Source organism: Klebsiella sp. A-Nf5 (genome assembly GCF_002810545.1).
Classification (GTDB): Bacteria; Pseudomonadota; Gammaproteobacteria; order Enterobacterales; family Enterobacteriaceae; genus Klebsiella; species Klebsiella variicola.
The window spans coordinates 25,701-52,006 of record NZ_PIOG01000042.1; the positions used below are offsets into that span (position 1 = coordinate 25,701).

Annotated in this window: 24 protein-coding genes and 1 tRNA gene; 9 read left to right on the forward strand and 16 right to left on the reverse strand. The window is 57.3% G+C overall.

The window, feature by feature from the left end; genetic code table 11:
- The first annotated feature begins 1 nt into the window (after position 1).
- From CWM53_RS05460 to CWM53_RS05470, 3 genes are all read left to right on the forward strand, one after another.
- Positions 2-541: an L-2-amino-thiazoline-4-carboxylic acid hydrolase gene (locus tag CWM53_RS05460; protein ID WP_100730117.1), complete on the forward strand. Its 540-nt coding sequence runs from the start codon at positions 2-4 to the stop codon at positions 539-541.
- A 208-nt stretch (positions 542-749) separates the two neighbouring features.
- The gene (locus CWM53_RS05465; RefSeq protein ID WP_074387976.1) at positions 750-1,538 is read left to right on the forward strand and encodes a pyrroline-5-carboxylate reductase family protein; all 789 of its coding nucleotides are present in this window, start codon (positions 750-752) and stop codon (positions 1,536-1,538) included.
- Positions 1,539-1,762: 224 nt separating this feature from the next.
- Positions 1,763-2,122 (forward strand): colicin E1 family microcin immunity protein, encoded by a 360-nt coding sequence (locus CWM53_RS05470; protein WP_100730118.1) that lies wholly within the window; start codon positions 1,763-1,765, stop codon positions 2,120-2,122.
- 272 nt (positions 2,123-2,394) lie between these two features.
- Here CWM53_RS05470 and CWM53_RS05475 read toward each other — a convergent pair whose 3' ends face one another.
- The 4 genes from CWM53_RS05475 to CWM53_RS05490 all read right to left on the reverse strand — a co-directional run bounded on the left by CWM53_RS05475 (position 2,395) and on the right by CWM53_RS05490 (position 5,291).
- Entirely contained in the window at positions 2,395-3,033 is a 639-nt protein-coding gene (locus CWM53_RS05475) for a tyrosine-type recombinase/integrase (RefSeq protein ID WP_407045615.1), read from the reverse strand.
- 98 nt (positions 3,034-3,131) lie between these two features.
- A tRNA-Pro gene (locus CWM53_RS05480) sits at positions 3,132-3,208 on the reverse strand.
- Positions 3,209-3,284: 76 nt separating this feature from the next.
- Complete coding sequence (yejM, locus tag CWM53_RS05485) at positions 3,285-5,045, reverse strand: LPS biosynthesis-modulating metalloenzyme YejM (RefSeq protein ID WP_100631137.1); 1,761 nt, start codon at positions 5,043-5,045, stop codon at positions 3,285-3,287.
- Between the two features lie 18 nt (positions 5,046-5,063).
- The gene (locus tag CWM53_RS05490; protein ID WP_004195346.1) at positions 5,064-5,291 is read right to left on the reverse strand and encodes a YejL family protein; all 228 of its coding nucleotides are present in this window, start codon (positions 5,289-5,291) and stop codon (positions 5,064-5,066) included.
- Positions 5,292-5,477: 186 nt separating this feature from the next.
- Here CWM53_RS05490 and yejK point away from each other — a divergent pair, with 186 nt between their 5' ends.
- Positions 5,478-6,485: a nucleoid-associated protein YejK gene (gene yejK / locus CWM53_RS05500; RefSeq protein ID WP_074388020.1), complete on the forward strand. Its 1,008-nt coding sequence runs from the start codon at positions 5,478-5,480 to the stop codon at positions 6,483-6,485.
- A gap of 10 nt (positions 6,486-6,495) precedes the next feature.
- Here the strand turns inward: yejK and CWM53_RS05505 are convergent, their stop codons facing one another.
- Positions 6,496-7,257, reverse strand: a complete 762-nt coding sequence (locus CWM53_RS05505; RefSeq protein WP_074388021.1) for a DeoR/GlpR family DNA-binding transcription regulator — start codon at positions 7,255-7,257, stop codon at positions 6,496-6,498.
- 81 nt (positions 7,258-7,338) lie between these two features.
- Here CWM53_RS05505 and CWM53_RS05510 point away from each other — a divergent pair, with 81 nt between their 5' ends.
- Positions 7,339-7,935 carry an NUDIX domain-containing protein gene (locus CWM53_RS05510; RefSeq protein ID WP_074388022.1) on the forward strand — a complete coding sequence of 199 codons (597 nt, stop codon included), beginning with the start codon at positions 7,339-7,341 and terminating at the stop codon, positions 7,933-7,935.
- Positions 7,936-8,014: 79 nt separating this feature from the next.
- Here CWM53_RS05510 and rplY read toward each other — a convergent pair whose 3' ends face one another.
- Together rplY and CWM53_RS05520 are read right to left on the reverse strand one after the other, a co-directional pair.
- The gene (gene rplY / locus CWM53_RS05515; RefSeq protein WP_008804000.1) at positions 8,015-8,299 is read right to left on the reverse strand and encodes a 50S ribosomal protein L25; all 285 of its coding nucleotides are present in this window, start codon (positions 8,297-8,299) and stop codon (positions 8,015-8,017) included.
- 136 nt (positions 8,300-8,435) lie between these two features.
- Positions 8,436-10,193 carry a DEAD/DEAH box helicase gene (locus CWM53_RS05520; RefSeq protein WP_074388023.1) on the reverse strand — a complete coding sequence of 586 codons (1,758 nt, stop codon included), beginning with the start codon at positions 10,191-10,193 and terminating at the stop codon, positions 8,436-8,438.
- A gap of 147 nt (positions 10,194-10,340) precedes the next feature.
- Here CWM53_RS05520 and rsuA point away from each other — a divergent pair, with 147 nt between their 5' ends.
- The 3 genes from rsuA to CWM53_RS05535 all read left to right on the forward strand — a co-directional run bounded on the left by rsuA (position 10,341) and on the right by CWM53_RS05535 (position 12,928).
- A complete protein-coding gene (rsuA, locus tag CWM53_RS05525) occupies positions 10,341-11,060 on the forward strand; it encodes a 16S rRNA pseudouridine(516) synthase RsuA (protein WP_061153842.1) in 720 nt (239 codons plus the stop codon).
- Positions 11,057-12,253 carry a Bcr/CflA family multidrug efflux MFS transporter gene (locus CWM53_RS05530; protein WP_074388024.1) on the forward strand — a complete coding sequence of 399 codons (1,197 nt, stop codon included), beginning with the start codon at positions 11,057-11,059 and terminating at the stop codon, positions 12,251-12,253. Before rsuA ends, CWM53_RS05530 begins: the two co-directional genes overlap by 4 nt.
- A gap of 330 nt (positions 12,254-12,583) precedes the next feature.
- Entirely contained in the window at positions 12,584-12,928 is a 345-nt protein-coding gene (locus CWM53_RS05535; RefSeq protein WP_002912974.1) for a YejG family protein, read from the forward strand.
- 3 nt (positions 12,929-12,931) lie between these two features.
- Here CWM53_RS05535 and yejF read toward each other — a convergent pair whose 3' ends face one another.
- From yejF to CWM53_RS05580, 9 genes are all read right to left on the reverse strand, one after another.
- Positions 12,932-14,521 carry a microcin C ABC transporter ATP-binding protein YejF gene (yejF, locus tag CWM53_RS05540; protein WP_100730119.1) on the reverse strand — a complete coding sequence of 530 codons (1,590 nt, stop codon included), beginning with the start codon at positions 14,519-14,521 and terminating at the stop codon, positions 12,932-12,934.
- A gap of 1 nt (position 14,522) precedes the next feature.
- On the reverse strand, positions 14,523-15,548 hold the full coding sequence (locus CWM53_RS05545; protein ID WP_012967542.1) for a microcin C ABC transporter permease: 1,026 nt from the start codon (positions 15,546-15,548) through the stop codon (positions 14,523-14,525).
- Entirely contained in the window at positions 15,548-16,642 is a 1,095-nt protein-coding gene (locus CWM53_RS05550) for a microcin C ABC transporter permease YejB (RefSeq protein ID WP_008804006.1), read from the reverse strand. The genes CWM53_RS05545 and CWM53_RS05550 overlap by 1 nt, the downstream gene beginning before the upstream one ends.
- 9 nt (positions 16,643-16,651) lie before the next feature.
- A complete protein-coding gene (locus CWM53_RS05555; protein WP_100730120.1) occupies positions 16,652-18,457 on the reverse strand; it encodes an extracellular solute-binding protein in 1,806 nt (601 codons plus the stop codon).
- Positions 18,458-18,525: 68 nt separating this feature from the next.
- Positions 18,526-20,088 (reverse strand): cyclic di-GMP phosphodiesterase, encoded by a 1,563-nt coding sequence (locus CWM53_RS05560; RefSeq protein ID WP_100631143.1) that lies wholly within the window; start codon positions 20,086-20,088, stop codon positions 18,526-18,528.
- Between the two features lie 188 nt (positions 20,089-20,276).
- Positions 20,277-20,846 (reverse strand): bifunctional murein DD-endopeptidase/murein LD-carboxypeptidase, encoded by a 570-nt coding sequence (gene mepS, locus CWM53_RS05565; protein WP_004201653.1) that lies wholly within the window; start codon positions 20,844-20,846, stop codon positions 20,277-20,279.
- Positions 20,847-21,272: 426 nt separating this feature from the next.
- Positions 21,273-21,986 carry a phosphatase PAP2 family protein gene (locus CWM53_RS05570; protein WP_165785028.1) on the reverse strand — a complete coding sequence of 238 codons (714 nt, stop codon included), beginning with the start codon at positions 21,984-21,986 and terminating at the stop codon, positions 21,273-21,275.
- Between the two features lie 28 nt (positions 21,987-22,014).
- Positions 22,015-23,001 (reverse strand): CobW family GTP-binding protein, encoded by a 987-nt coding sequence (locus CWM53_RS05575; RefSeq protein ID WP_100631144.1) that lies wholly within the window; start codon positions 22,999-23,001, stop codon positions 22,015-22,017.
- A gap of 120 nt (positions 23,002-23,121) precedes the next feature.
- A complete protein-coding gene (locus CWM53_RS05580) occupies positions 23,122-24,588 on the reverse strand; it encodes a mannitol dehydrogenase family protein (RefSeq protein ID WP_100730121.1) in 1,467 nt (488 codons plus the stop codon).
- A gap of 207 nt (positions 24,589-24,795) precedes the next feature.
- On the opposite strand from CWM53_RS05580, the gene uxuA reads away from it, so the two are divergent.
- Positions 24,796-25,986, forward strand: coding sequence for a mannonate dehydratase (gene uxuA / locus CWM53_RS05585; RefSeq protein ID WP_074388032.1), 1,191 nt, complete (start codon positions 24,796-24,798; stop codon positions 25,984-25,986).
- Positions 25,987-26,306 lie beyond the last annotated feature (320 nt).

Sequence of the window (26,306 nt, forward strand, 5' to 3'; positions counted from 1 at the left end):
CATGACGCAAATAAGCTCGGAACCGGCGCATAACGCCGCCACCTTAAACGATGAGGTGACCCTGGCGCTGCGCGCCGTTACTGAAAAACGCGCGGCTACCATCGGTTACCTGTTGGACGAAAGCCGACAACGTCATATCGAGGATGATTTTGCGCGTGAAGCCATACGCCACTATGGCCGCGATATCGGGCATAAGCTGCGTGCGCAAATGCGCGATCGCCAGGATTTGCAAGAGTTTGCCGGGCTGTTTACCCGCGGGCTGGAATCTCAGGTTTATGAGATGGAGCCCGTTAGCGCCAGCCGGGCTGAATTTATCGTCCTGTTTCACTACTGTCCTTACGTTAACTGCTGGCGGCAGCAGGGGCGGGGCGCCAGCGAAATTGAGACGCTATGCGATATCTGCATGGAAGGGGATCATGCGTTAACCGACGCGTTTCCGGGGCTGCGTTTAGAGGTGCAGACCGCGCTGGCTCGCGGTGATGCCGCCTGTCGGCTGCGTTTTTACCAGTCAGAGTCGCATGAGGCGGAATGGCAACCTTAAGTGGAGGCCACGCAACCAGTTTATTAATCAGCCAGAAGCGGCGATTCAGGCACTGAGCAGGCAAAAGCTCACCACGGTTGACGGCGACGTTGACGGACGGATTTATCCCACTGACGGAACGGGGATTTGCGTTGCCGCCCCCGCGCGACAAAGCCGGCGCTTCGGTGTTGGTAACGGCGAATATCGTTTTGAGTAAGGAGTAAGATTTATGGCAAAGGTCCATTTTATTGGTGCCGGACAGATGACGGAGGCGATTATTCGCGCGTCATTAAGCAACGGTACGCTGCGGGCGGACGCGATCTCGCTGGAGGATATCGACAGCGCGCGAATCGAGGCTCTGCACTCCCGCTATCGGTTGTCGGGCGACGGTGGCTTAAGCGAGGCCTCTTTACTGGTGCTGGGGATCCGTCCGCAGGACGATCTGGCGGCGGTGGCGAGCCGCGTGCGCGCCCAGCTAAACGGCTCGACGACGGTGGTTTCTCTGATCGCGGGAGTGACCCTGGAAACGCTGGCCTCCCTGTTTGGTGAGGCAACGCCGATTGCCAGGACGATCCCCAATACTCTGACCGATACCGGATTTGGCTATAGCGGCGTGAGCTTAAACGCCCACGCCAGCGCGGCTGAGATTGAGCCGTTTCTGCGCGGTTTTGGCAAAGTGCTGTATTTGCCAGAGCGGTTGATCGATGTTTTTACCGGTTTTGGCGTCGCGGGGCCGAACTATATTTACTACTTTATTGAGTCGCTTACTGATGCCGGCGTACTGGCGGGGCTGTCGCGGCCTCAGGCGACGGAGGTGGTGCTGGAGAACCTGCTCGGCGCGGTCGAGATGCTGCGCCAAAGCCAGAAGCATCCGCGTCAGCTTCTGGATATCAATAATTCACCGGCGGGAGTCGGGATCCACGCTCTGTATGAGCTGAACAACAGTGATTTTGCCGCAGGCCTTCAGCGCAGCGTACTGGCGGCGGTCAGGCGTACCCGTGAACTGGGACAGCGCTAAAACCCTTCTTCCCGCGACAGGCCGTGCAGCACCCCGGCGCTTTTCCGGTGATGCACTTAGAGGTGCGGCTTAAGGCCGCATGAGAGCGGTAGCCCAGCCGGATCGCTAATATCGTCGTGTATTAATCCACGGGGAGCAGGTCAGTGTTGTAAAACGTAGAAGGAACGGATACTCACTGGTCATGATATGATAGATTTAATGGTATAGCTATGAAGGAATCATAGATGATGACCTTGAAATATTATTTAAGGCACTGCTTATGGGGATGGTGTGGTTATGGCTATCTGATCTATTTTATAGTGCGCGATATGAATAACGGGCATATTTTTCCTCCCTATGCTCCTTATATGCCATTTGTGGTTGCATATCTTGTTTTAAGCGCCTTCCTGTACCCATTCTCATATTATTCTTCGGAGAAACTAGCCCTTAAGATAATGACCAAACACTTTTGGGAACGTCACATTGGCGTGAACAGTGGTGTGTTTGGTATGTTCATTATTGTGTGGTTGTTTTGCATGCCGCTGTCTGTACCCTTATTCATCGTGTATTTATGTATACGTGAAAAAGTTAAAGTAAGTGATTAAAAAATATGAAAGTTCTCGTAATGGATTCACGCTGCGTCTGATAAGGGCATGGAACTGCTGATAACTACGGGTTTGTTCGTTTCTGAAAGACTTCCGCGTATTTGGCAATGTCATTTATTATTCCATTGTCCTTATCCTTGTCCATGTTGCGGCATTATTTGGGAAGATGGCTAACAGGCTATATACGTCCTGACATGTTGCGTGCCGAGTATAAATGAGTGCACTATCGCTCGTGCGGTTGTAATTGTAAGGGCAGTTATTCCGGGATTGGGTCAGTCCAGACGTACTTCGTTCGTGTCTATATGCGCGAGGGCTGCCTCGATTACATCTGGCGTAAACACGGCTTCAGTTGCTGCTGTACTGAATATGGCTTGCAAGCCATGAGAAACAAGAATGCCTTTGTAGCTCATACAGCGTAAGGTTGCATTGGCAGTCTGGCTGTTCATCGACTGTTTGTGGTCATTGGCGGATGGAAAAATGTATTCGCGGTGGTCGCTGATAGTCGCATAGCATCCAAAATCGCTAACACTTGCGAGGGGAGGGGGGATGGTATGCTCGCGACGCATCTTCATTCGACCAGCAGGTATTGTCCATGTGCTTGTGTTAGGGTCTATTTCAGACCAACGGGCAGACGCGGACTCTGCTGGGCGAGTTACGGTCAGCAATTGCCATTCATTCAGTAGCCGGGTCTGTAACTCGATGCTGGCAACAGAAAGAGTTTTCATCAGATCGGGAAGTGCTTCAGGCCTGATGGTAGGCATATTCTTTTTGACAGGTGCCTGGAATACTTTACGGATCTTAGCAGCGGGGTTAGAAAGTATCAGACCATCATTTACCGCGTAATCCATCACCTCGTTGATAAGCTGAATAACCCGCTTTAATGCTTCCAGTTTGCCACTGGCTTCAATCAAATCGACGGAAAACAGGCAACAAAAAACCCGCAAACTCAGAGAGAGTGCGGGTTTCTGTAGGGTTACCGGTCGTTAACAACACTTACCGGTGAATGATTTGGTCGGCACGAGAGGATTTGAACCTCCGACCCCCGACACCCCATGACGGTGCGCTACCAGGCTGCGCTACGTGCCGACGCGTGGGGAACAATATTACCCGTTCCCCGAGCGAATGCAAGCGGGTCGCGCGCGATTGATTCATAATTAATCAATCAGTTAGCGATAAAGCGTTTTTCGTCAGTCAGGACCTGCAGCAACAGGCTGAGCTGCGGTTTCTGATCTTTAATTTTCTCGCCGTCGCGGCTCCAGGTGGTATAGGTGCCGTTATGGTTGAGGACCACGGTGATAGTCGGGGTGGTAATGGCCAGCGTATCGCCGTTGGCCGCGGTGACCCAGTTACGACGCCGTACGGCGCTGAACAGATCTTCACCCTGCGAGTACTCATTGGCTGGCGTCGAAACGTGGAGCAGACGCTGCATCAGCGTGGTCATCACATCTTTGTTATCGGTCAGCGTGGCAATTTCCTGGGCCGGCGTGCCTGGCCAGTGAATAACCAGCGGTACCTGCAGCTGCTCGCGCGACCAGTCGAACGGGTCGTGTTTGACGTTAAGCGGCTTGCCGTGGCCAGCGGTGATAATCACCACCGTGTTGTCGAGCTTGCCGGCTGCACGTAGCGCGGTCAGCACCCGATCAATCTGGGCGTCGACGTCACCTGCCGCCTTGCTGTAACGGCGGACAAAGCCCTGTTGCTGCGTGTCGTCGAGGGTCGTACCGTTGAGCGAGATCCACGAGAACCAGCGATTCTCATCCTGCGCGTAACGGTCCAGCCAGCCGATCCATTGATTGGCCGTCTGCTCGTCGCTCTGGGTCTTCGCGCTCGGTAGCGAGAAGTCGGAGAGCAGCGCCTGACGATAGAGCGGGCTGCTAAACCCATCGGAGGAGAACAGGCCCAGCTGGTAGCCCTGCTGGTTGAGGGCGGTGATCAACGCGGCGGGAATACGCGCCGAGAGGACACCGTCCATATAGCCTGGTGAAATACCGTAGAACAGGCCAAACAGGCCGCTGTCGGCGGTATTACCCGAGCTCATATGCTGGGTAAAATTGACGTTCTCTTTGGCGAACGCCGCCAGCGCCGGCATGGTCTTTTCAAACCGCGAGTAGTTCAGATTGTCGACGGTGATCAGCAGCACGTTGTAACCCGCGCCGAGGTCACGGTAACGCAGGTTGCTGAGCGGATACTGGACCGATACCGCCTCCGGCGCCCCTTGTTCCACCAGGCGACGCTGATAATCCTGGGCGTCGAGCAGGCCATGTTTCTCGAGGAAACGGCGGGCGGTCATCGGATAGGAGAGCGGCAGATTCGCCCGCTGCATTGTGATCGGGCGATAGAAATTGGCATCCGCCCAGATATAGACCAGGTGGCTGCCGACGAACGACAGAAAGAAGAACCAGGCGACCGGGCGGGCGTAATGGCGGCGACGCGTCAGGCTGCGCAGTTTCTGCCAGCTCCAGGTGGCGAAGAGCATTTCAATCAAAAAGATGACCGGGACGCTGATAAACATCAGCTGCCAGTCGCGCGCCATCTCATTCTGGTCAGGGTTAATGACCAGCTCCCAGACGACCGGGTTTAAGTGAAGATGGAAGCGGGTGAAAACCTCGCTATCTATCAGCAGCAACGTCATCCCGGCGGTGGCAAGGATCACCGACAGGAAGCGCATCAGGCGCTGCGAGACCACGATAAAGGTCAACGGGAAGAGGATCAGCACATAGCTGGTAAACACCAGGAAGCTGAAGTGTCCGACGAGACTGACGTACGAAAAAAGTCGTCCGGCAAGCGTCGTCGGCCAGTCGGCGACAAAAAGATAGCGGCTGCCGAGCACCATGGCCAACAACATGTTGAACAGGGCGAACCAGTGCCCCCAGCTAACCATCTGGGAGACTTTTTCTCGGTAGGGCTGACGTAGAGTCACCATATACTGTTGCTGTTATCCTTAATGCGCCGGATCGTCGTTAATGGAAGACTGCAAAGCCTGCGCGAAAGAACGGGCGATGGCCTGACGCTGCGCCGGCGCGACGCTACTGTTGATCAGGTTGGTCACCATATTGCCTAACACCATCAGTGAAAGGTCAACCGGGGCTTTGTGTGATTCCAGGACGTTCGTCAGCTCACTGAGCAACTGTTCGACCTGTTGATCGCTATAGCGGGAAATTTGCGGCATAAACTCAAAATCTGTTTGTTCGTGAAAGGGCAACATATTACCGTAGCAGCAGCTTTTTTTCCGCATTTTTTCGCCGCGGCGCAAAAGCGCACCGATCGTCGGTAACAACGTCGAAATGTGTGGCGCCAGTTGCGTCGGCAACCCGGCGGTGGTTGAATACCGCCCGGTCTAAAAGGAGAGTTTAACATGAGTCTGGATATCGACCAGATTGCCCTGCATCAGTTAATCAAACGTGATGAACAAAATCTGGAGCTGGTGCTGCGCGAGTCACTGCTGGAGCCGAACGCGACGGTCGTCGAGATGATGGCTGAACTGCACCGGGTCTATAGCGCCAAAAGCAAAGCCTATGGCCTGTTCAATGAAGAGAGTGAACTGGCGCAGGCGCTGCGTCTGCAGCGTCAGGGGGAAGAAGAGTTTCTGGCGTTCAGCCGCGCGGCGACCGGTCGTCTGCGCGATGAACTGGCGAAATACCCGTTCGCAGAAGGGGGCATTGTCCTGTTCTGCCAGTATCGTTACCTGGCGGTCGAGTATCTGCTGGTGGCGGTGCTCAATAACCTGAGCAGTATGCGCGTCAACGAAGAGCTGGATATCCGCTCGACCCATTATCTGGATATTAACCATGCTGATATCGTCGCGCGCATCGATTTGACCGAGTGGGAAACCAACCCGGAATCGACCCGCTATCTGACCTTCCTGAAAGGGCGGGTAGGGCGCAAAGTGGCCGACTTCTTTATGGATTTCCTCGGCGCCAGCGAAGGGCTTAACGCCAAAGCGCAGAATCGCGGCCTGCTGCAGGCGGTGGACGACTTTGCCGCCGATGCCCAGCTTGATAAATCCGAGCGACAGAATGTGCGTCAGCAGGTCTACGCTTACTGCAATGAACAGCTGCAGGCCGGGGAAGAGATTGAGCTGGAGTCGCTGTCCAAAGAGCTCGCCGGCGTCAGTGAGAGGAGCTTCCAGGAGTTCACTGCCGAGCAGGGCTATGAGCTGGAAGAGAGCTTCCCGGCGGATCGCAGCACCTTACGCCAGCTGACCAAGTTTGCCGGCAGCGGCGGCGGATTGACCATTAACTTCGACGCCATGCTGTTAGGCGAGCGCGTGTTCTGGGATCCCGCCACCGATACCCTGACCATTAAGGGTACCCCGCCGAATCTGCGCGACCAGCTGCAGCGCCGGACGTCCGGCGGTAATTAAGTCCCACGCGCTATCGCTGAACGGGGATGATCTCCACGCCGCACTGCACCAGCTGCTGGCGCAGTGCGGCGTCGGGTTCACCATCGACGATAAGCATACTGGCGAGGCTCAGTTCGCCGATGGCAAAGGCTGACGCGGCGTTGAGCTTCTCCCGGGACGCCATCACCACGGTTTCCGCCGCTCTGGCCGCCAGTGCGCGTTTGATGCCCGCTTCTTCATAATCACCGGTAGTGAAACCTGCCCGCGGGTGGATGCCGGTCACCCCCATAAAGAACAGATCGGCATTGATCCGCGCCATACCCGCCAGCGTCTCGGCGCCCACAGCGACGACTGAATGTTTAAACACTTTGCCCCCGAGCAGGATCACCTCGATTCGCGGGTGGTCGACTAGCGCCACGGCAATACCGGGGCTGTGGGTGACCACCGTACAGCTCAGCTCCGCAGGTAAAAAGCCGATCATCGCTGCGGTGGTGGTGCCACCATCGACAATCACCACCTGTCCTGGTTGGATCAGCGCGGCAGCGGCGCGCGCTACCGCCTGCTTGGAGGCGATCTGCACGCTTTTGCGCGTTTCAATAGGCGCAATGGCGGCAGAAACCGGCAGTGCGCCGCCATGGACCCGCTGTAGTTTCCCGTCCGCCGCCAGCTCGCGCAGATCGCGGCGAATGGAGTCCTCGGAGACGTTAAATCGCTGACTCAGTTCCCCGGACATGACCTGTTTTTCCTCAGTGAGGATCTGGAGGATCTGTTGTTTTCTCTGACTGGCGAGCATCGATTTTCCTTCACGGCTGATCTTGTTTGTGCACGATTATGCATGTTATGGTGCCGTCTGTCACCTCAAAGGGGAAATAACATGCAAACTCACGCACCGCACGTCCGCCACGTTCGCGAGACGCTGCTCTCTGACAACTGGTACATCCTGAAAAAATATACTTTTGAACTGCTGCGCCGGGACGGCCGCTGGCAGGAGCAGAGCCGGGAAGCCTATGACCGCGGCAACGGCGCGGTCATTTTACTCTATAACCGTGAGAAGCGGACGGTGGTCCTGACCCGTCAGTTCCGTTTTCCGGTGTTTACCCACGGCCACGATGGGTATCTGATTGAGGCTGCCGCCGGGCTGCTGGATAACGCCTCGCCGGAAGCGCGGATCGTTGCCGAAGCGGAAGAGGAGACCGGCTTTCGCGTGACGCGTATCGAACCCGTCTTCACTGTCTTTATGAGCCCAGGCTCTGTTACTGAGAAGCTCTACTTTTTTATCGCGGAATATCAGGCTGATGATCGTCGGGGCGACGGCGGCGGGCTGGCGGCAGAAGGTGAGGATATTGAAGTGCTGGAGTGGCCGCTGGCGCGGGCGCTGCAGGCTATTCGCGATGGCGAGATCATGGATGCTAAAACGATAATGCTGTTGCAGCATCTGGCACTAAATGCTGACACGCTCCTCGCCGGCTAAGGCCGTGGGCGGTGCAGATAACAAAACGCCCCGGAGCCAAAGACTCCGGGGCGTTTGCCATACAACTTGCTATCGGCGATTACGCGCGAACGAAGTCGATGTGGGTCAGTTTCGGCTTGAACGCGTGACGCTGAACAGCCTGAACTTTCACTTTCTCTTCTTTGCCATCGATAACGAGGGTCACAACTTCGCCGTAAAATTCAGCTTTATCCTGCATGTTCCACAGTTTGTCGTGATCCAGTTCGATAGCAACCGGAGCAGCTTCGCCACCGTAGATGATTGCCGGGAACTTGTTAGCTGCGCGCAGGCGGCGGCTCGCACCCTTACCCTGCTCTTTACGTACTTCTGCGTTGATAGTAAACATTGATGTCTCTCTATATATAAAGCCTGCAACAGGCGACCCAGCTGCAGGCAGATTATCTGCTTTGCGAATGCAAAAGCGGGCGGCATTATAGCCGCCAATCGGCACAGCGGCAATCAAAACCTCAGTTTTTGGCGGATTAACGCAGCTCATTGGCGCGACGGAAACGGCCCTGATAATCGAACACTTTTTCCCGCACCTGCCAGTATTGCCCCTTCATTCGGGCGACGACAAAGTCAGGATGGCGCAGCAGCGCCTGCTGGGCAATGATATCCGCCGGGGTTATCCAGCGTAACGGCACGCCCGGCGTACGGGTATGCGGGCGGATAAACAACTGCTCAAAGGCGGTACGCTGGGCGGGCGTTTGCAGACGGAAGCGCTCACTCACGTCGGCGCCGTCCTCATCATAGTAGGTGATTTTCAGCCACGGGCCTTTCTCGTCGCTACCGTGCTGCATAGCCATGCCGCTGCAGCGCAGCACCAGCGCGTCCTTTAGCTTTAGCGCCGCCTTCAGCATATCGTCCGGGTCGACCAAAATCGTGTCGCACTCGCGGCAGCGGCGGGCAGCGATATCGTTTTCCGCGTTGCACTGCGGGCAGTTTTTGAAGCGAAAGCGGAAGTCGCACTGTTCGCGGTGGCCGTCATCATCTTCAAACCAGCCCTGGCAGCGGCGGCCAAAGTGTTCAATCAAGGTGCCGTCGGCGGTGGTTTTGCCCCAGAAGGTGTTGGCGAAGCCGCAGGCCGGGCAGAAGACCTGCACCGGAACGTTGTCGCTTTTCCCCTTCGGCGTCCCCACTTCCGGGGCGTACAGATCATGCGGGTTGCCGGCGTAGTCGAGGATCAGGCAGTCGGTTTTGCCCGGCGCCAGGCGCAGGCCGCGGCCAACGATCTGTTGGTAAAGACTCACCGACTCGGTGGGGCGGAGGATGGCGATCAGGTCAACGTGCGGGGCGTCGAAGCCGGTGGTCAGCACCGCGACGTTCACCAGATAGCGATACTCCTGCGCTTTAAACGCCTCGATGATGCGATCCCGCTCTGGTCCAGGCGTTTCCCCGGTGATCAGCGCCGCTTGCGCCACCGGCAGCAGGCCAGTCACTTCCCGGGCGTGTTCCACGGTGGCGGCAAAGATCATCACCCCTTTACGGCTTTCGGCGAACTCCACGATCTGGCTGACGATATGCGGCGTAATGCGCTGCTGTTTTTTCAGCTCGTGGTTAAGATCGGCTTCGCTGAACAGGCCGTTGCTTTGCGCCTGCAGACGGCTGAAATCGTACTGCACCACCGGCATATCAAGGCGTTCCGGTGGCGTCAGGTAGCCGTGCTTAATCATATAGCGCAGCGGCAGCTCATAGATGCAGTCGCGAAACAGCGCTTTCTCGTCGCCGCGAACCATGCCGTGATAGTGAAACTGATAGATCCAGCCCTTGCCGAGGCGGAACGGGGTGGCCGTCAGGCCGAGCAGCCGGAGCTGAGGATTCACCTGCCGCAGGTGACTAATGATTTGCTGATACTGGCTGTCGTCGTCATCGCTGATGCGGTGGCATTCATCGACGATGAGCAGCGAGAATTCACTGTGAAACTGGTCGAGATTACGCGCCACCGACTGCACGCTGCCGAACACCACTTTGCCATGGCTCTCTTTACGCTGCAGACCGGCGGCAAAGATATCCGCCTCGAGGCCAAGGGCGCAGTATTTCGCATGGTTCTGCGCCACCAGCTCTTTGACGTGGGCCAGCACCAGCACGCGGCCGCGGGCCAGCCGGGCGAGCTCGGCGATCACCAGGCTTTTGCCCGCGCCGGTGGGCAGGACAATGGCCGCCGGCTCGGTATGGCGACGAAACCAGGCGAGGGTGGCGTCGACAGCTTCTTGTTGATAGGGGCGTAATGTAAAAGTCATGAATTCACGGGGCTAATTAACTCGCGAATAGTATGCCACGAATCTTTTCCCTTGAGTGGTGTTAAGAGCCCGTTATACTAGCCAGTGAAATTCTTCTTTTTCGGGCGAGTTGCCCGCTCCAGCATTATTACAGGCTAAAAAAAACTCATGCGACTTGATAAGTTTATCGCTCAGCAGCTTGGCGTCAGCCGGGCTATTGCCGGGCGTGAAATCCGCGGTAGCCGCGTTACCGTGGACGGCGACATTGTGAAAGATACCTCTTTTAAGCTCCAGCCGGAGCACGAGGTGGAGTATGACGGTAACACGCTGACCCAGCAGCACGGCCCACGTTACTTTATGCTCAACAAGCCGCAGGGTTACGTCTGTTCCACCGACGATCCCGATCATCCGACGATCCTTTATTTCCTCGATGAGCCGGTGGCGCACAAGCTGCACGCCGCCGGGCGCCTGGATATCGACACCACCGGACTGGTGCTGATGACCGATGACGGCCAGTGGTCGCACCGCATTACCTCGCCACGCCACCACTGTGAAAAAACCTATCTGGTGGAGCTGGAAAGCCCGCTGGCGGAAGGGACCGCAGAGCTGTTTGCCAAAGGCGTCCAGTTACATAACGAAAAAGATCTCACTAAACCGGCGGTGCTTGAAGTCATCACCCCGACCGAAGTGCGTCTGACCATTAGCGAAGGGCGCTACCATCAGGTGAAACGTATGTTCGCCGCCGTGGGCAACCATGTGGTTGGCCTGCATCGGGAACGCATCGGCGACATCCTGCTGGATGACGCGCTGGCGCCGGGTGAATATCGTCCGCTGACGGAAGCGGAAATCGCCAGCGTGGGCGCCCCGCAAGCACGGAGTAAAACGTGACGGTGAAGCAGAATTCTTCTGTGGGAATTGTGTTTATTCTCGGCCTGCTGGCCATGTTGATGCCGCTGTCGATCGATATGTATCTTCCGGCGCTGCCGGTGATCGCCGCCCAGTACAACGTCCCGGACGGCAGCGCGCAGATGACGCTCAGCACCTATATCCTGGGCTTTGCGCTGGGTCAGTTGCTGTACGGGCCGATGGCAGACAGCCTTGGTCGCAAACCGGTGATCCTCGGCGGGACGCTGGTGTTCGCCGCGGCGGCGGTGGCCTGCGCCCTGTCGCAGACCATCGATATGCTCATTGTCATGCGTTTCTTCCACGGTCTGGCGGCCGCGGCGGCCAGCGTGGTGATCAACGCCCTGATGCGCGATATCTATCCGAAAGATGAGTTTTCACGGATGATGTCGTTTGTCATGCTGGTGACGACCATTGCGCCGCTGGTGGCGCCGATGGTCGGCGGGGCGGTGCTGGTCTGGTTTAGCTGGCATGCCATCTTCTGGATCCTCGCGCTGGTGGCCCTGCTGGCCTCGCTGATGATTGGCCTGTTTATCCGCGAGACGCTACCAGCTGACAGGCGTCTGCCGTTCCATCTGCGCACTACGCTGGGTAATTTTGCCACCCTGTTTCGCCACAAGCGGGTGCTGAGTTATATGCTGGCGAGCGGTTTTAGCTTCGCGGGCATGTTCTCTTTCCTCAGCGCCGGGCCATTCGTCTATATCAATATTAACCACGTCGCGCCTCAGCACTTTGGCTACTATTTTGCGCTGAACATTGTTTTTCTGTTCCTGATGACCATGTTCAACAGCCGGTTTGTGCGGCGGGTGGGGGCGTTGCGGATGTTCCGTGCCGGGCTGTGGATCCAGTTTGCCATGGCGGTCTGGATGGTGGTTTGCGCGCTGCTCGATGTTGGCTTCTGGTCACTGGTGATCGGCGTGGCGGCCTTTGTCGGCTGCGTATCGATGGTGTCGTCTAACGCTATGGCGGTGATCCTCGATGAGTTTCCGCATATGGCGGGCACTGCTTCGTCGCTGGCCGGAACGTTTCGTTTTGGTATTGGGGCGATCATCGGCGCGCTGCTGTCTATGGCAACGTTTACCACCGCCTGGCCGATGCTGATCTCTATTGCCTTCTGCGCAACCTGTTCTATTTTCTTCTCGCTTTACGCTTCCCGTCGGCGAAAAATCGCACACTAGGTCACATTTTCAGGGGCGAAATCGCCCCTTTCTTGATACATGTCAACCAGAATGAGCTTCAGGGTTCTGCGATTTGTTTCCTTTATGTAAAATCAATTAGTGTAAAAAGTCGCATTGTTGCGATAAAAAAGTTGTTTTGGATCACAGAAACGGGTACATATAGCGCCAATCGGCTCGCCGGGTAAAAAAATAAAGCGCTGGATTATAAGTGCTTAACCCTGTCCCGCCGCGGCTGTAAACGTTTTCTGCGTCAAGGCAGGACTATTTGTCAACAGTGTGTTAATATTGATGTAAATTTATTGTGAAGCTTTTTGCTTCCGGGGAAACCACGTGAATACACAACAACTCTCTATCGTACACCGTCTGCCGCAGAGCTATCGCTGGCTGGCCGGTTTTGCGGGTTCCAGAGTTGAACCGATTCCGCAAAACGGCGCGCAGAACGAGAACAGTCTCGTTGCCCTGAAGTTGCTGAGTCCGGACGGTGAGAAAGCCTGGCCGGTTATGCATAAGCTCAGCCAGGCGTTAAGCGACATCGAAGTCGACTGTTCAGTCCTTGAGTGCGAAGGCGAACCGTGCCTGTTCGTTAACCTGCAGGATGAATTCGCCGCCACCTGTCGTCTGAAAAATTTTGGCGTGGCCATCGCCGAGCCCTTCTCCGGCAACAACCCCTTCTGACCGTCAGCTCAGCGCCAGCAGCTGGCGGGTATACTCGTGTCGGGGTGCGCTGAAGACGGACTTGCACTCGCCCTGTTCAACCACCTCTCCCTGACGCAGCACCATCACCTGATGACACAGCGCCCGCACCACGCGTAAATCATGACTGATAAAAATATAGGCCAGCTGATGCTTTTGCTGTAATGCTTTCAGCAGATTCAGGATCTGCGCCTGAACGGTTTTGTCCAGCGATGAGGTCGGCTCGTCGAGGACGATCAGCTGCGGCTTGACGATCAACGCTCTGGCGATGGCGATACGCTGCCGCTGGCCACCGGAGAACGCCGCCGGGTAGCGCTGGCGGCTGGCCGGATCGAGGCCGACCTCCTGCATGGCGAGGATCACCGCCTGTTCGCGTTCCGCTGCCGTCAGCGTCGGCTGGTGGACGCGCAATCCTTCTTCAATAATCTGCTGCGCCGTCAGGCGCGGATTGAGCGACGAGTTCGGATCCTGAAAAACCACCTGTATTTGTCGGCGAAGCGGCAGCAGCTGTCGACGGTTACGCCCCTGAATCGGCTGGCCGGCAAAGGTTATCCTGCCCTCGGATGAGATCAGGCGCAGCAGCGCCAGACCGGTGGTGCTTTTTCCCGATCCCGATTCGCCCACCAGCCCCAGCGTCTCGCCGGCGCGCAGCCGAAAACTGAGGCTGTTGACCACCCGATGGTGATCGACCACCCGGCGCAGGATCCCTTTGCGAACAGGAAACGCCACGTTTAAATCGTCCGCCTGCAGCAGCACCGGGGCATCGACGGCCAGCGGCACCGGCTCACCGTCTGGTTCGCTATCCAACAGACGTTGGGTGTACGGATGCGCTGGTGCGCTGAACAGCGCCCGACAGTGATTTTGTTCCACACAGCGGCCGTTCTGCATCACCGCCACCCGGTCAGCCAGCTGACGGACAATGCTCAGGTTATGGGTGATAAACAGCAACCCCATGTTCAGCTCCCGCTTCAGCTCGCGCAGCAGCTGCAGGATTTGTGCCTGCACTGACACGTCGAGGGCGGTGGTCGGCTCATCGGCGATCAGCAACTCCGGGCGCGTCAGCAGCGCCATGGCGATCATCACCCGCTGGCGCTCGCCGCCGGAGAGCTGATGCGGATAGTCCGCCAGCCGCCGCGGTGCCTGACGGATCCCAACGCGCTCCAGGCAGTCGAGGATCTCCCCGCGCGCCGCCTCTTTGCGCATTCCCCGGTGTAACGACAGCACCTCATAGAGCTGTTTTTCCAGGGTATGCAGGGGGTTGAGCGACACCATCGGCTCCTGAAAGATCATCGCGATTCGGTTGCCGCGCACACCGCGCAGCGTGGCCTCATTCGCATGCAGCAGCGACTGGCCATGAAAGCGGATATCGCCGCTGGGGTAGCTGGCCGGCGGGGTGGGGAGCAGCCGCAGCACTGACAGCGCGGAGATGCTTTTTCCGGAGCCGGATTCTCCCACCAGCGCCAGCGTCTCACCGACTGCCACCTCGAGCGACAGATTATGTACCACGGTCTGCGTCTCACCCTGCTGGCGAAAGGCAATAGAGAGATTGTCGATAGCTAACAGCGGGTGGGTCATATTACACCGCCTTACTTGGGTCAAAGGCGTCGCGAACCGCTTCACCAATAAAAATCAGCAGTGTCAGCAGTACGGCGACGGAGAGAAACGCGGCAATGCCCAGCCAGGGCGCCTGCAGGTTGTTTTTTCCCTGCAGCAGCAGCTCCCCGAGAGAGGGGGAGCCGAGCGGCAGACCGAAGCCGAGAAAATCCAGCGACGTCAGGGTGGTAATGGAGCTGCACAGGATAAAAGGCAGGAAGGTGAGGGTCGCCACCATTGCGTTAGGCAACATATGCCGCAGGATGATCTGCCGGTCGCTGACCCCTAGCGCCTGCGCCGCCCGGATGTAGTCGTAGTTGCGGGTGCGAAGAAATTCAGCGCGCACCACGCCCACCAGCGTCATCCAGCCAAAAAGGACGGTGATTGCCAGCAGCCACCAGAAGCCAGGCTGCACGACGCTGGAGAGCAGGATGATCAGAAACAGGGTCGGCATCCCTGACCAGACCTCGATAAAGCGCTGGCCCCAGAGGTCGATTTTGCCGCCATAGTAACCCTGTATCGCCCCGGCCAGCACCCCCAGCACGCTGGAGAACAACGTCAGTAGCAGGCCAAAGAGCACAGAGATGCGCGTCCCATAGAGGATCCGCGCCAGCACATCGCCGCCGTTGGCGTCGGTGCCAAGCCAGTTGCTGGCCGAGGGCGGTGACGGAAAGGGGACGGTGCTGGCAAAATTAATCGTCGTGGCGCCGAAGCGCACCGGCGGCCATAGCGCCCAGCCGTGGGTGGACAGCTGGTGCTGCAGCCAGGGATCCTGATAGTCGGCGGCGGTGGCAAATGCGCCGCCAAAGGTTTGCTCGGTGTAGTTTTTTAACACCGGAACATACAGCTGGCCCCGGTACTGCACCAGCAGCGGGCGATCGTTGGCCAGCAGCTCGGCGCCGAGGCTGCAGAAGAAGAGAATTAAAAACAGCCACAGCGACCAGTAGCCGCGACGGTTGTGACGAAAGCGCGCCCAGCGGGCCTGATTAACGGGACTGAAGAAAGACATTAGCGGCCCTCAAAATCAATGCGCGGGTCGACCAGCGTATAGCTGATATCGCTGACGATATTCAGCAGCAGGCCAATCAGAGTGAAAATATAGAGCGTGCCGAACATCACCGGATAGTCGCGGGAGACCGTCGCTTCATAGCCCAGCAGACCCAGGCCGTTCAGCGAGAACATCACTTCGATCAGCAGCGAACCGGTAAAGAACATACTGATAAAGGTGGCCGGGAAGCCGGCGATCACCAGCAGCATGGCGTTGCGGAACACATGTCCCCAGAGGATCTGTTTCTCACCGACGCCTTTGGCGCGGGCGGTGACCACATACTGTTTGCGGATCTCGTCGAGGAAGCTGTTTTTGGTCAGCATGGTCAGGGCGGCAAAGCCGCCGATCACCGTCGCCAGCACCGGCAGGGTGATGTGCCACAGGTAGTCGAGGATTTTCTGATACCAGGGAAGGGTGTCGAAGTTCGGTGAGACCAAACCGCGCAGCGGGAAGAGGTCGAAATAGCTGCCGCCGGCAAAAATCACGATCAGCAGGATGGCGAACAGAAAGGCGGGGATCGCATAGCCAATAATAATCAGCGTACTGCTCCAGATATCAAAGCGGCTGCCGTTGCTGACCGCTTTGCGAATACCCAGCGGAATGGAAACCAGGTAGATAATCAGCGTACTCCACAGTCCGAGGCTCACCGAGACCGGCAGGCTGTCTTTAATCAGCTGCAGTACTGAGGCGCTGCGAAACAGGCTGTCGCCAAAATCAAAGCGCAGATAATCGCCCAGCATCTTCAGGTAACGCTCGTGCAGCGGCTTGTCAAAGCCGTAGCGGTGGGTGATCTCGGCGATGACTTCCGGATCAAGGCCCCGCCCCCCGCGATAGTGCCCCTCGCTGATGTTCCCTGCGCCGGTGCGGGCATGGCTGGCGCCCATCCCGCCGTCGCCGGCACCCGGCATCCCGCCGTGCTGACCAAATTCGATGGCGGCGATGGCCTGATCGACCGGGCCGCCGGGTGCGATTTGCACAATAAAAAAGTTAATGGTGATGATGGCCCACAGGGTGGGGATCACTAACAGCAAACGGCGGATCAGGTAGCTGCCCATGGGATGTCCTTAACGTCTGTCCGCGGGGAGGGTGGCCGCTTTGTTCACGTCGTACCACCAGGTATCGAGCCCTGACGAATAAATGGGGCGGGTCTCGGGGAATGAGAATTTATTCCACCACGCGGTGCGGTCCTGCGCCATATACCACATCGGCAGCATGTAGTTATTCCAGGTGAGCACACGGTCCAGCGCCCGACCGAGGGGGATCAGTTTCTGCTTATTGCCCTGCCACTGCAGGATCTGTGCAATCAGCTTATCCACCACCGGGCTTTGCACCCCCGGCGCGTTATAGCTGGAGTGAATATAGTCTGACGCCCAGGAGATTTGCAGGTCGGTGCCGGGCCAGGGCATGGCACGCCACAGGCTCGGCATCATGTCGTAATCGCGGCTACGGCGGCGGTTGCTGTACTGCGAGTTATCAACCTGACGAATATCCATGACGATCCCCAGGCGCTGCAGGTTGTGCTGAAACGGCAGCACCCAGCGGTCATTGCCTCCGGCTGGCATCAGCAGCTCAAAGCGCAGCGGCTTGCCGGTGGCGGCGTTGATCCGGCGCTGATTTTTTACCGTCCAACCCGCCGCATTGAGCAGGGCGTCGGCTTTGAGTAAGTTGTCGCGGTCGAAGCCATCGCCGCGGGAGACCGGCGGCTGGTAAACCTGGCTGAAGACCTCGTGGGGCAGTTCGTTTTTCATCGGCGTCAGCAAGGCCAGCTCGGCCGTGTCGGGCAGGCTGCGGGCGGCATATTCGGTGTTCTGGAAATAGCTGTTGGCGCGCTGATAGGCGCTGTAAAACAGCGCCTTGTTCATCCATTCAAAATCGAACGCCAGAGTAATCGCTTCCCGTACCCGGCGATCGGCGAATACCGGACGCTGAATATTGAACGCCAGCCACTGGGTATCCTGCGCCGAGGTATTAGTATGCTCATCTTTAATAATGTAGCCGCGGCTGAAGTTGCGACCGACGTAGCGGGTGGCCCAGTTTTTGGCGACCGTCTCTTCCCGGCGATCGACGGCTCCCGCTTTAAAGGCTTCGAAAGCGACATTGTCGTCGAGATAATAGTCATAGCGCAGCGTATCGAAATTCCAGCGACCCCGGTTGACCGGCAGATCGGCTGCCCAGTAGTCGGCGACCCGTGAATAGGTGATGTATTGCCCCATTCGCCAGGCGCTGATGCGGTATGGCCCGCTGGCCAGCGGCGGCTTTGACAGCGGGTCGCTGAGTTTGTGCTGGCGCCAGAATGCCTCAGGCATCACCGGCAGGCTCAGCAGGCTCAGCATGTTCTCTTTGCCGGGCTGCCCGAGGTCGATTCGTACGGTCAACGGGGCGATGGCCTTAACGGTGGTGCCTTTATAAAACAGGCGGAACTGCGGCACCCCTTCAGTCATAAACTTGTTGAAGGTAAACGCGACGTCCCGGGCGGTGATTGGCGTGCCGTCATGGAAGCGGGCGCGCGGGTTGAGAGCGATCTCCATCCATGAATAATCCTCAGCATAGCGCGCCCGCTCGGCAATCAGCGGGTAGTAGCTGCCGGGCTCATCATCCGAGGTAGTGAACAGGGTATCGTAGAGCGCCTCAGTGCGCACGGCGGGATTGCCGCGCAGTGCGTAGCGGTTGAAGTTGTCAAAGGTGCCGATCGCCGCCAGGGTGAGGGTGCCGCCTTTTGGCGCCTCTGGATTGGCATAATCAAAATGGCTGAAGCTGGCGGCGTATTTGGGTTCACCGATAATCGCAAAGGCGACGCTTTCTTTTATAGTTTGCGCCTTAGCGCTAAGGCTAAACAGAGCAAGCAGAATTAAAAAGAGGCGCGCATACATAGGCGGCAGAATACCTTGTCATGGTCGGCCCCCATAGCCGACCTCTGTTCCCGCATCATATGTGAGACTTAGCGCGTTGTGAAATAATTCGCAGGTTCATCATGCGCGGCGACCAGCGCCTCCAGCGATAGCGGACGGCTTATCCAGTACCCCTGCAGGAAATTGACGCCCTGGGCACGAAGCCATTCCGCCTGTTCCTGGGTCTCCACTCCTTCAGCGACGGTCATTAATTTCAGCCGGCGGCTGAGGGTCAGTACCGCATCCAGCACCGGCGAGGTCACAGTTTCGGTGCCAATCGCCTGCACAAAGCCGCGATCGATCTTCAGATAATCGAAGTTATAGCGTTCGAGATAAATCAGCGCGCTATGCCCGGTACCAAAGTCATCAATTGCGATTTCAAAACCCTGCTGGTGGAGCCAGGCGAAGTTAGCGATCGATTTTTCTTTATCAATCATGGCCCGCTCAGTCACCTCCAGCACCACGTGAAAATGGTCGGCGGGCAGCGCGGCGGCAAAGCGCAGCATATCGTCGCGGAAGCTGTCAGCCTGCAGATGGGCAGGGGAAATATTGAGCCCCAGCTTGACGCCGCGGGGCAGGATCCGTTTAAGCACTTGACCGTCGCTGGCGATCAGCGCCAGCAGGTGATGGGTCAGCGGCACGATCATCTGCTGGGTTTCCGCCAGGTTAATAAAGACGTCGGGCGGGATTTCACCCACCACCGGATGGCGCCAGCGCATGAGCACTTCCACGCCGCTGATGCGCAGGGTCTGGGCATTCACGACCGGCTGATAGACGACGTAGAACTGGTTATTTTTGATCCCCAGCAGTATCGATTTTCGCGGATCGGATTTGATCGTCAGCACGTAATAACAGAGCAACCCCGCCAGCAGGCCGCACACTACCCCGAGCAACAGGGCAAACTGTGTATTTTCCGCCAGCCAGCTGTTGGCATACAGGTAGACCTTCAGCGGTAAACCGTCGATCTGTACCTGGCGGATCGGTGCGTTGTCCAGCGTTTGCGGATCCACCAGCCGGTTACTGAAGGTGGAGATGGCGGTATGGCCGATGGCCAGCGCTATACCGCTGAAATCATTTTGTCGTGCGGAATAGAGGATATAGGGCGTGAGGTTGGCGTTAATCGATACGAAAATGCCGCTGTTTGCATCATCGGGTTTGCTGACCCATAACGCCAGCGCTGCGCTTTTCGGCATCATCGGCGTGCCCGGCAAAATCGCCATATCAACGGGTTTGTGAATATCGATCGCCGGGATAAGCTGACTGAGGGGCGTATTCATGGCCCCTGTCGCCGAGGAGCAAAAGACGACGCCGTTTTTGACCAGCAGAAACGCGCGAACGTTAGGGCTGAAGGCGGCATGGGAGGTGAGCCCGGAGTCGATGTTTTCGCAGGGCTGATCCACCAGCGGCTGCAGGCCGTCAATGGTCTGACGGAGATCGTAAAAATAGCTTTTCAGGTAAGTGTTAACGTTGTTGATAATGGCGTCGAAACGCTCTGCCCGGTTATGGTAAATCACCATGAACTGAATGCAGCCGGCCAGCAGCGCGACGATAACCCCCACGCAGAGGCTGGTTAACCAGATTTTACGCTGGGGCGAAAAGTAGCGAGTAAGCATAGCTATAGTCTTTCCGTGTTATTGAATCGCATCAACGGGTTGTTAGTCGTCGTTTTTCTCATTCCCACTTAAAAGACATAGCTTATTTTGCGTCGTTCAGAATCAGGTGGCAAAAAAAAACACTGCCGGGGCAGTGTTTTTTTATCCCGCCTCCAGCCAAGGGATAACCGGCGGCGGTAGAGGACAGTTTACGAGCGGCTCAGAACTCGACGCGCTTCGTTGTAGCGCTTTTTCCAGTACGGTTCATCCATGCTGGAGATGGTCACCCCGCTGCTGGTGGAGGCGTGAACGAACTGGTTGTTGCCGAGATAGATCCCGACGTGGCGGCCCGTAGAGCCGGCGCGGAACAGAACCAGATCGCCAGTACGCAGCTGGGTACGGGAAATCGATTTTCCGGTTTCCTGCTGTTCAGAGGTTGAACGCGGCAGTTCCAGACCAAATTGTTCGCGGAAGGTGCGCTGCACGAACGCCGAGCAGTCGATACCTTTGCGAGTGCTGCCACCGAGGCGGTAACGCACGCCTTTCCAGCTGGCATACTGATCCATCAAACGGGACTTCACGTCCAGGTTACGGACCATCGTTTCAAATTCATCCTGAGAGGCTTGCAGTGATGATAAATCGCCACTACCCACAGCATGCGTCTCAGAATGCATATTTCTGGCGGTACTTGTTGAACTACACGCGGAAAGCAGAACCGCTACTGCAATCGCGGGGGCTACCCGCAAGATGTATCTCAAAATCGGCTGAGATTTGACCATGCTGTTTATTTTCCCTTGTTGTCCTTAACGACAATGTCGTTATAAAAAATGCCAAACGTGTTAGAGCCTAAATACCCATCCGCAATGAGACAATTCCTTAAGCTTAAATTTGTGCAGTCACGCACAAATTTATTCATGCTCTGAATTAATGTTGCGGAAAAGGCAAAACGTGAACGAGATTACCCTATCAAACGCCGCATGGCGAGCGGTTTTGCGCGATTTCTTATAAGTATTTTGGTGACAAAAAGTGAATCATCGGGAAAGGACAAAATAGCGCCAGTATCGGGTAAAAAACAGACAATCCCTTCATTTGTCACGGGATTAATGTGACAAGAAGATGAACATCATGTTGAAAAAAAGCACAATTGAAAAAGGGGACCCAAAAGGTCCCCTTATAGATAATGACGCCAGGCGGCGAGCACGGCATTATTTGGTCGATATTCCGCCGGGCAGGGAGCGATCGAAAAGGGCGATCAATTTATCGCTCAGCGGTGTCATCAATACCCACGGCGCGCCAATCAGGACGGCGGTCAGGGAGCCCACGGCAATATCGCTGAACCAGTGAGCGCCAATCATGACGCGCGGGAAAGCAAAGACCACAAATATCACCAGCGCCACGGCCAGCGCACGACGGCCGAAATAGCGCCACATAAAGCTCGCGAAGATCAGCAACATCATCCCATGATCGCCAGGGAAGCTGTCCTTTGAGGCATCCTTGGTGGGGAAATGGACGACATCGCTGACGCGGGTGATATCGTCGAAAAACAGCGATGGACTGGCGCGCTGAACCGGCATCAGGTGCTGCGCCAGCTGGTTAATGATCACCGCCGCCAGCAGCATCACCAGGCCCATGATGGCAATCTGACGACGGCCCGCCGCCGACGCTTTAAGCCAGTAACTGAGCATCAGGCAACCCATCGCCAGCAGCGAGCAGGCGTCGAAGGCGCGATTGTTGATGATCGCCAGCAGCCAGGCATAGGCGTGGCTGACGCTGACGCCATGGTTAAAGAAATGGAAGATCGCAGAGTCGAGCGGCGACCACGCGCCGTGGTTGGCTGGTAAATACCAGGAACAAAATAGTGCCACACCCGCGATGTTAAGCAGCAGGATTAAAGGAATTCGGTTTTTCATCATAGCCATTGCGATTCTGTAACAGTCGGCGGCAACCTTAGCCGTCGTAACTTAAACGAAGCCTCAACAGTGAGGTCTGGAGCGCGTTCCAGTCGGCTTCGTTCGCCGAGATAAGCTCGATCCGGCTATCGGGTGGGGCGACGCTCAGGGTCTCGATATGCAGATCCTCGCCCTGGCGGTTGATCCTCACAGCCCCTTCGGCAATGCGCATCACACCTTTGACGCGTGCCACAGGTGCCAGCCGTGCCCATTCGAGCAGGCCGATGGTCTCGAAGACCGTTTCCGCGTCGAAAATCCAGCCGCAGGCCTGATAGCCCTGGCCGCTGTTGAGATGGCGGCGCCAGCGCTGGTGCTCAGGCAGGCTGAGTGCGGCGAGACCGCTGGTCGGGCGAGAGTGGTGAACATGCTCCGCACTCGCCGGCAATGGGGCGGTGTTGCGGCGCGGCTCATCGAGCAGGGCGAGGTCGATATTGCCCTGGGTCGCCGACACCTGACGACGATCGCCGCCCCAGCGCAGCCACCAGTCGGCCAACGCCTGGGCGCTTGCGGGCGTTTCCCGATCGTTTTTGTTGGCCACAATGATGTCCGCCGCCGCCAGCTGATCGCGGAAATTGTCATTGTTGACGACTTTCTCATCCAGCAACTGGCGGGGATCGAGGATGCACACTGTGGCGCGCAGATCGATCCAGGGTTCATACACTGCTGCGGTGAGGATATCGAGGATCTGCTTCGGGTGGCCAAGGCCGGTGGGTTCGATCAACAGACGATCGGGTTTACCCTGGCGCAGCAGGGTATTCAGTCCAACCTGCATCGGCAGGCCGTTGACGCAGCACATGCAGCCGCCGGGGATCTCTTTGAGCAGGGCGCCGCTGTCGGCCAGCAGCGCGCCGTCTATCCCGACTTCACCAAACTCATTCACCAGTACGGCCCATTTTTCATCCGCAGGTTTCTGTGCCAGCAGATGAAGAATAGAGGTCGTCTTACCGCTACCGAGAAAGCCGGTGATCAAATTGGTTCTGGTCACTCTTTTCTCCAGGATAAATGTAATGTTGTAACAGTTACGCCTATCCTGACGAAAAAAGGGAGAAAAGAGAAGACCTGAGGCGGACAGAAGCGGATTCTGTCCGCATAAGCGCAAATATTGTTAAGAATTCAGCGCGCGGGCCACGGCCTCGCGGGCACCGTGCGTCGTCAGCTGCTGCCAGGCGGTGCGGATCCCGGCGACAAACTGCGCGTTGTGCGGCAGGTCGCGGCCAAATATTTCCTCCAGCCCGAGCAGCGCATCGACGCGCTGTTGCTCATCGCTCTGCGCCACCCGCTGCTGGATCTTGTCGACCAGCGGATCGCGCACGTCGATCGTCTGACCCGCATCGTCAGTACCGCTGACGTAGCGCATCCAGCCGGCAACGCCGAGGGCCAGCAGCGGCCAGCGGCTACCGCGCTCAAGATGCACGCGGATGCCGTCGAGCATACGCTGGGGCAGCTTCTGGCTGCCGTCCATGGCGATCTGCCAGGTGCGGTGTTTGAGCGCCGGATTGCTGAAACGGGCGATCAGGCTGTCGGCATAAGCCTCCAGATCGACGCCGGTAATGGTCAGCGTCGGGGCCTGTTCGTCAAGCATCAGCTGGCGAGCTGCCCGGCGGAAGACGTCATCCTGCATGCAGTCGCTGACGTGCGCATGACCTGCCAGATAGCCAAGCCAGGCGAGGAAAGAGTGACTGCCGTTGAGCATCCGCAGCTTCATTTGTTCCCAGGGCAGCACGTCGTCGGTCATCTGCACGCCTGCCGTCTCCCAGGCCGGTCGTCCGGCGACGAAGTGGTCTTCGACCACCCACTGAATGAAGGGTTCGCAGCTGATGGCGCAGGGATCGTCGACCCCCAGCACGGCGGCGATTTCCGCCAGCGACTCGGCGGTGGCCGCAGGAACAATGCGATCCACCATGGTGCCCGGGAAGCTGACGTTATCGGCGATCCAGTTCGCCAGCGCCGGGCTGCGTTTTTCCGCCATGCCGAGGACGGCATTTTTCACCACGTGGCCGTTGTCGGGAATGTTATCGCAGGAGAGCACGGTAAAGGGCGGCAGGCCCCGTTCCCGGCGGCGGGCCAGCGCTTCAACTAATATACCGGGAGCCGACTGCGGCAGCGTCGGATTCTCCAGATCGTGAATGATGCGCGGATGCGTTGGATCCAGCTTGCCGGTCGCCGGATCGATGCAATAACCTTTTTCCGTGATGGTCAGCGAGACAATTGCCACCTGCGGCTCGCAAAATTTTTCGATAATTGCCGCCAGTGAATCGAGCCTGGCGTTCAGACATTCGTGCACCGCGCCGATAATAATGGGCTGATTACCGTCGGCGCCTTTTTCCAGCAAGGTAAACAGGTGGTCCTGTTCGCGAAGCTGGCTCATCAGCGTATCGCCACTGAACAGACTGATTTCACAGATCCCCCAGTCGCCACCGACGTTATTCAGCACGCGATCGGTCAGCAGCGCCTGGTGCGCGCGATGAAACGCGCCAAAGCCGAAATGGACAATACGCGAGCGGAGCTGGCTGCGATCGTACTGAGGACGTTGCACGCTTTCCGGTAGCGTAGCGGTTGCAATTGTTGTCATTCTTCACACACCTGTTTAACTGCTTATTAACAATGTCAGTCTAAAGTTATATGACAGGAAATTAAATTGGTAAGCCGAAATTATCCGTTGACTGTGAGCTGGATCAATCAATGCGCCGGCACTGTTTGCAGCCTGAGCAGAAACATGTATGGTAGTCGTCATGAGTGTCGCCATTATTGGTATAACAACTTTTGTGAGGGCATAGCGATGGAACAAACCTGGCGGTGGTATGGGCCGAACGATCCGGTATCGCTTGATGATGTACGGCAGGCAGGGGCGACCGGCGTCGTGACTGCGCTGCACCATATTGCAAACGGTCAGGTCTGGCCGGTAGACGAGATTAAAGCGCGTCAGGCGCTGTTAGCGGCAAAAGGGCTGACCTGGTCGGTCGTCGAAAGCATTCCGGTCCACGAGGATATTAAAACTCATAGCGGGCAGTATGCGACCTGGATTGCCAACTATCAGCAGAGCATCCGCAACCTCGCGGCCTGCGGCATCGATACCGTGTGCTACAACTTTATGCCGATCCTCGACTGGACGCGCACCGATCTGGAATATGAGCTGCCGGACGGCTCCCGGGCGCTGCGTTTCGATCAAATAGCCTTCGCCGCCTTTGAACTACATATCCTTAAACGCCCGGGCGCGGAAGCGGATTACAGCGAAGAAGAGCAGCGCCAGGCCGAAGCCTGGTTCAAGGCGATGAGCGAAGCGGATATTGAGAAACTGACCCGCAATATCATCGCCGGCCTGCCGGGGGCGGAAGAGGGTTACACCCTCGACCAGTTCCGCGCGCGTCTGGCGGAATATGACCACATCGATAAAGTGCAGCTGCGCGACAATATGGCCTATTTCCTGCGCGCCATCGTGCCGGTATGCGAAGAGGTGGGGATCCGTCTGGCAGTGCATCCGGACGATCCGCCGCGGCCGATCCTCGGCCTGCCGCGTATCGTGTCGACCATCGAAGATATGCAGTGGCTGAAAGAGACGGTGGACAGCATCAATAATGGCTTCACCATGTGTACCGGGTCGTATGGCGTCCGCGCTGATAACGATCTGGTGAAGATGGTGGAAACCTTTGGCGATCGCATCCATTTCACCCATCTGCGCTCCACCTGCCGTGAAGCGAACCCGAAAACCTTCCACGAGGCGGCGCACCTTAGCGGCGACGTCAATATGGTGGCGGTGGTGGATGCGATTCTGCGTGAAGAGCAGCGGCGTAAACAGGCTGGCGATCTGCGTCCGATCCCGTTCCGTCCGGATCATGGTCATCAGATGCTCGACGATCTGCGCAAGAAAACCAACCCAGGCTATTCGGCGATTGGCCGTCTCAAGGGGATGGCGGAAGTGCGTGGCGTCGAGCTGGCGCTGAAAATGACCAAATACCCTGAACTGCTATAATCGCGGTAATCGGGATAATAAAAGGGACAGCCAGCGGCTGTCCCTTTTTACTGTCGGGGCGTCAGCCTGGTCGGGTAAGTGAAGCGCCACCCGACAAAATAACGGCGCAATGGGGTAGATACTGTGATCGGTTTGCAACAGTGTCGACCCTGGAAAAACCTGTGTTCTCTGTTATTTCCGGGCAGATTGCGCTCCCGATATGTCTTCTGCGTTATGCCTGGCATGGCGCAGGGAGCGCACAGGGGGCGGCCAGTCGCCGCCGCCCCCTGTACCCCCGGGCTCCGGCCAGCAACATCGCCACTGCGTGGTACCTTCGACTT

What these genes read in the sequence shown, in the direction of transcription:
- CWM53_RS05460 (WP_100730117.1), top strand. Translation starts at nt 2, where the DNA reads ATGACGCAAATAAGCTCGGAACCGGCGCATAACGCCGCCACCTTAAAC.
- CWM53_RS05465 (WP_074387976.1), top strand. Translation starts at nt 750, where the DNA reads ATGGCAAAGGTCCATTTTATTGGTGCCGGACAGATGACGGAGGCGATT.
- CWM53_RS05470 (WP_100730118.1), top strand. Translation starts at nt 1,763, where the DNA reads ATGATGACCTTGAAATATTATTTAAGGCACTGCTTATGGGGATGGTGT.
- yejM (WP_100631137.1), bottom strand. Translation starts at nt 5,045, where the DNA reads ATGGTGACTCTACGTCAGCCCTACCGAGAAAAAGTCTCCCAGATGGTT.
- CWM53_RS05490 (WP_004195346.1), bottom strand. Translation starts at nt 5,291, where the DNA reads ATGCCGCAAATTTCCCGCTATAGCGATCAACAGGTCGAACAGTTGCTC.
- yejK (WP_074388020.1), top strand. Translation starts at nt 5,478, where the DNA reads ATGAGTCTGGATATCGACCAGATTGCCCTGCATCAGTTAATCAAACGT.
- CWM53_RS05505 (WP_074388021.1), bottom strand. Translation starts at nt 7,257, where the DNA reads ATGCTCGCCAGTCAGAGAAAACAACAGATCCTCCAGATCCTCACTGAG.
- CWM53_RS05510 (WP_074388022.1), top strand. Translation starts at nt 7,339, where the DNA reads ATGCAAACTCACGCACCGCACGTCCGCCACGTTCGCGAGACGCTGCTC.
- rplY (WP_008804000.1), bottom strand. Translation starts at nt 8,299, where the DNA reads ATGTTTACTATCAACGCAGAAGTACGTAAAGAGCAGGGTAAGGGTGCG.
- CWM53_RS05520 (WP_074388023.1), bottom strand. Translation starts at nt 10,193, where the DNA reads ATGACTTTTACATTACGCCCCTATCAACAAGAAGCTGTCGACGCCACC.
- rsuA (WP_061153842.1), top strand. Translation starts at nt 10,341, where the DNA reads ATGCGACTTGATAAGTTTATCGCTCAGCAGCTTGGCGTCAGCCGGGCT.
- yejF (WP_100730119.1), bottom strand. Translation starts at nt 14,521, where the DNA reads ATGACCCACCCGCTGTTAGCTATCGACAATCTCTCTATTGCCTTTCGC.
- CWM53_RS05545 (WP_012967542.1), bottom strand. Translation starts at nt 15,548, where the DNA reads ATGTCTTTCTTCAGTCCCGTTAATCAGGCCCGCTGGGCGCGCTTTCGT.
- CWM53_RS05550 (WP_008804006.1), bottom strand. Translation starts at nt 16,642, where the DNA reads ATGGGCAGCTACCTGATCCGCCGTTTGCTGTTAGTGATCCCCACCCTG.
- CWM53_RS05555 (WP_100730120.1), bottom strand. Translation starts at nt 18,457, where the DNA reads ATGTATGCGCGCCTCTTTTTAATTCTGCTTGCTCTGTTTAGCCTTAGC.
- CWM53_RS05560 (WP_100631143.1), bottom strand. Translation starts at nt 20,088, where the DNA reads ATGCTTACTCGCTACTTTTCGCCCCAGCGTAAAATCTGGTTAACCAGC.
- mepS (WP_004201653.1), bottom strand. Translation starts at nt 20,846, where the DNA reads ATGGTCAAATCTCAGCCGATTTTGAGATACATCTTGCGGGTAGCCCCC.
- CWM53_RS05570 (WP_165785028.1), bottom strand. Translation starts at nt 21,986, where the DNA reads ATGGCTATGATGAAAAACCGAATTCCTTTAATCCTGCTGCTTAACATC.
- CWM53_RS05580 (WP_100730121.1), bottom strand. Translation starts at nt 24,588, where the DNA reads ATGACAACAATTGCAACCGCTACGCTACCGGAAAGCGTGCAACGTCCT.
- uxuA (WP_074388032.1), top strand. Translation starts at nt 24,796, where the DNA reads ATGGAACAAACCTGGCGGTGGTATGGGCCGAACGATCCGGTATCGCTT.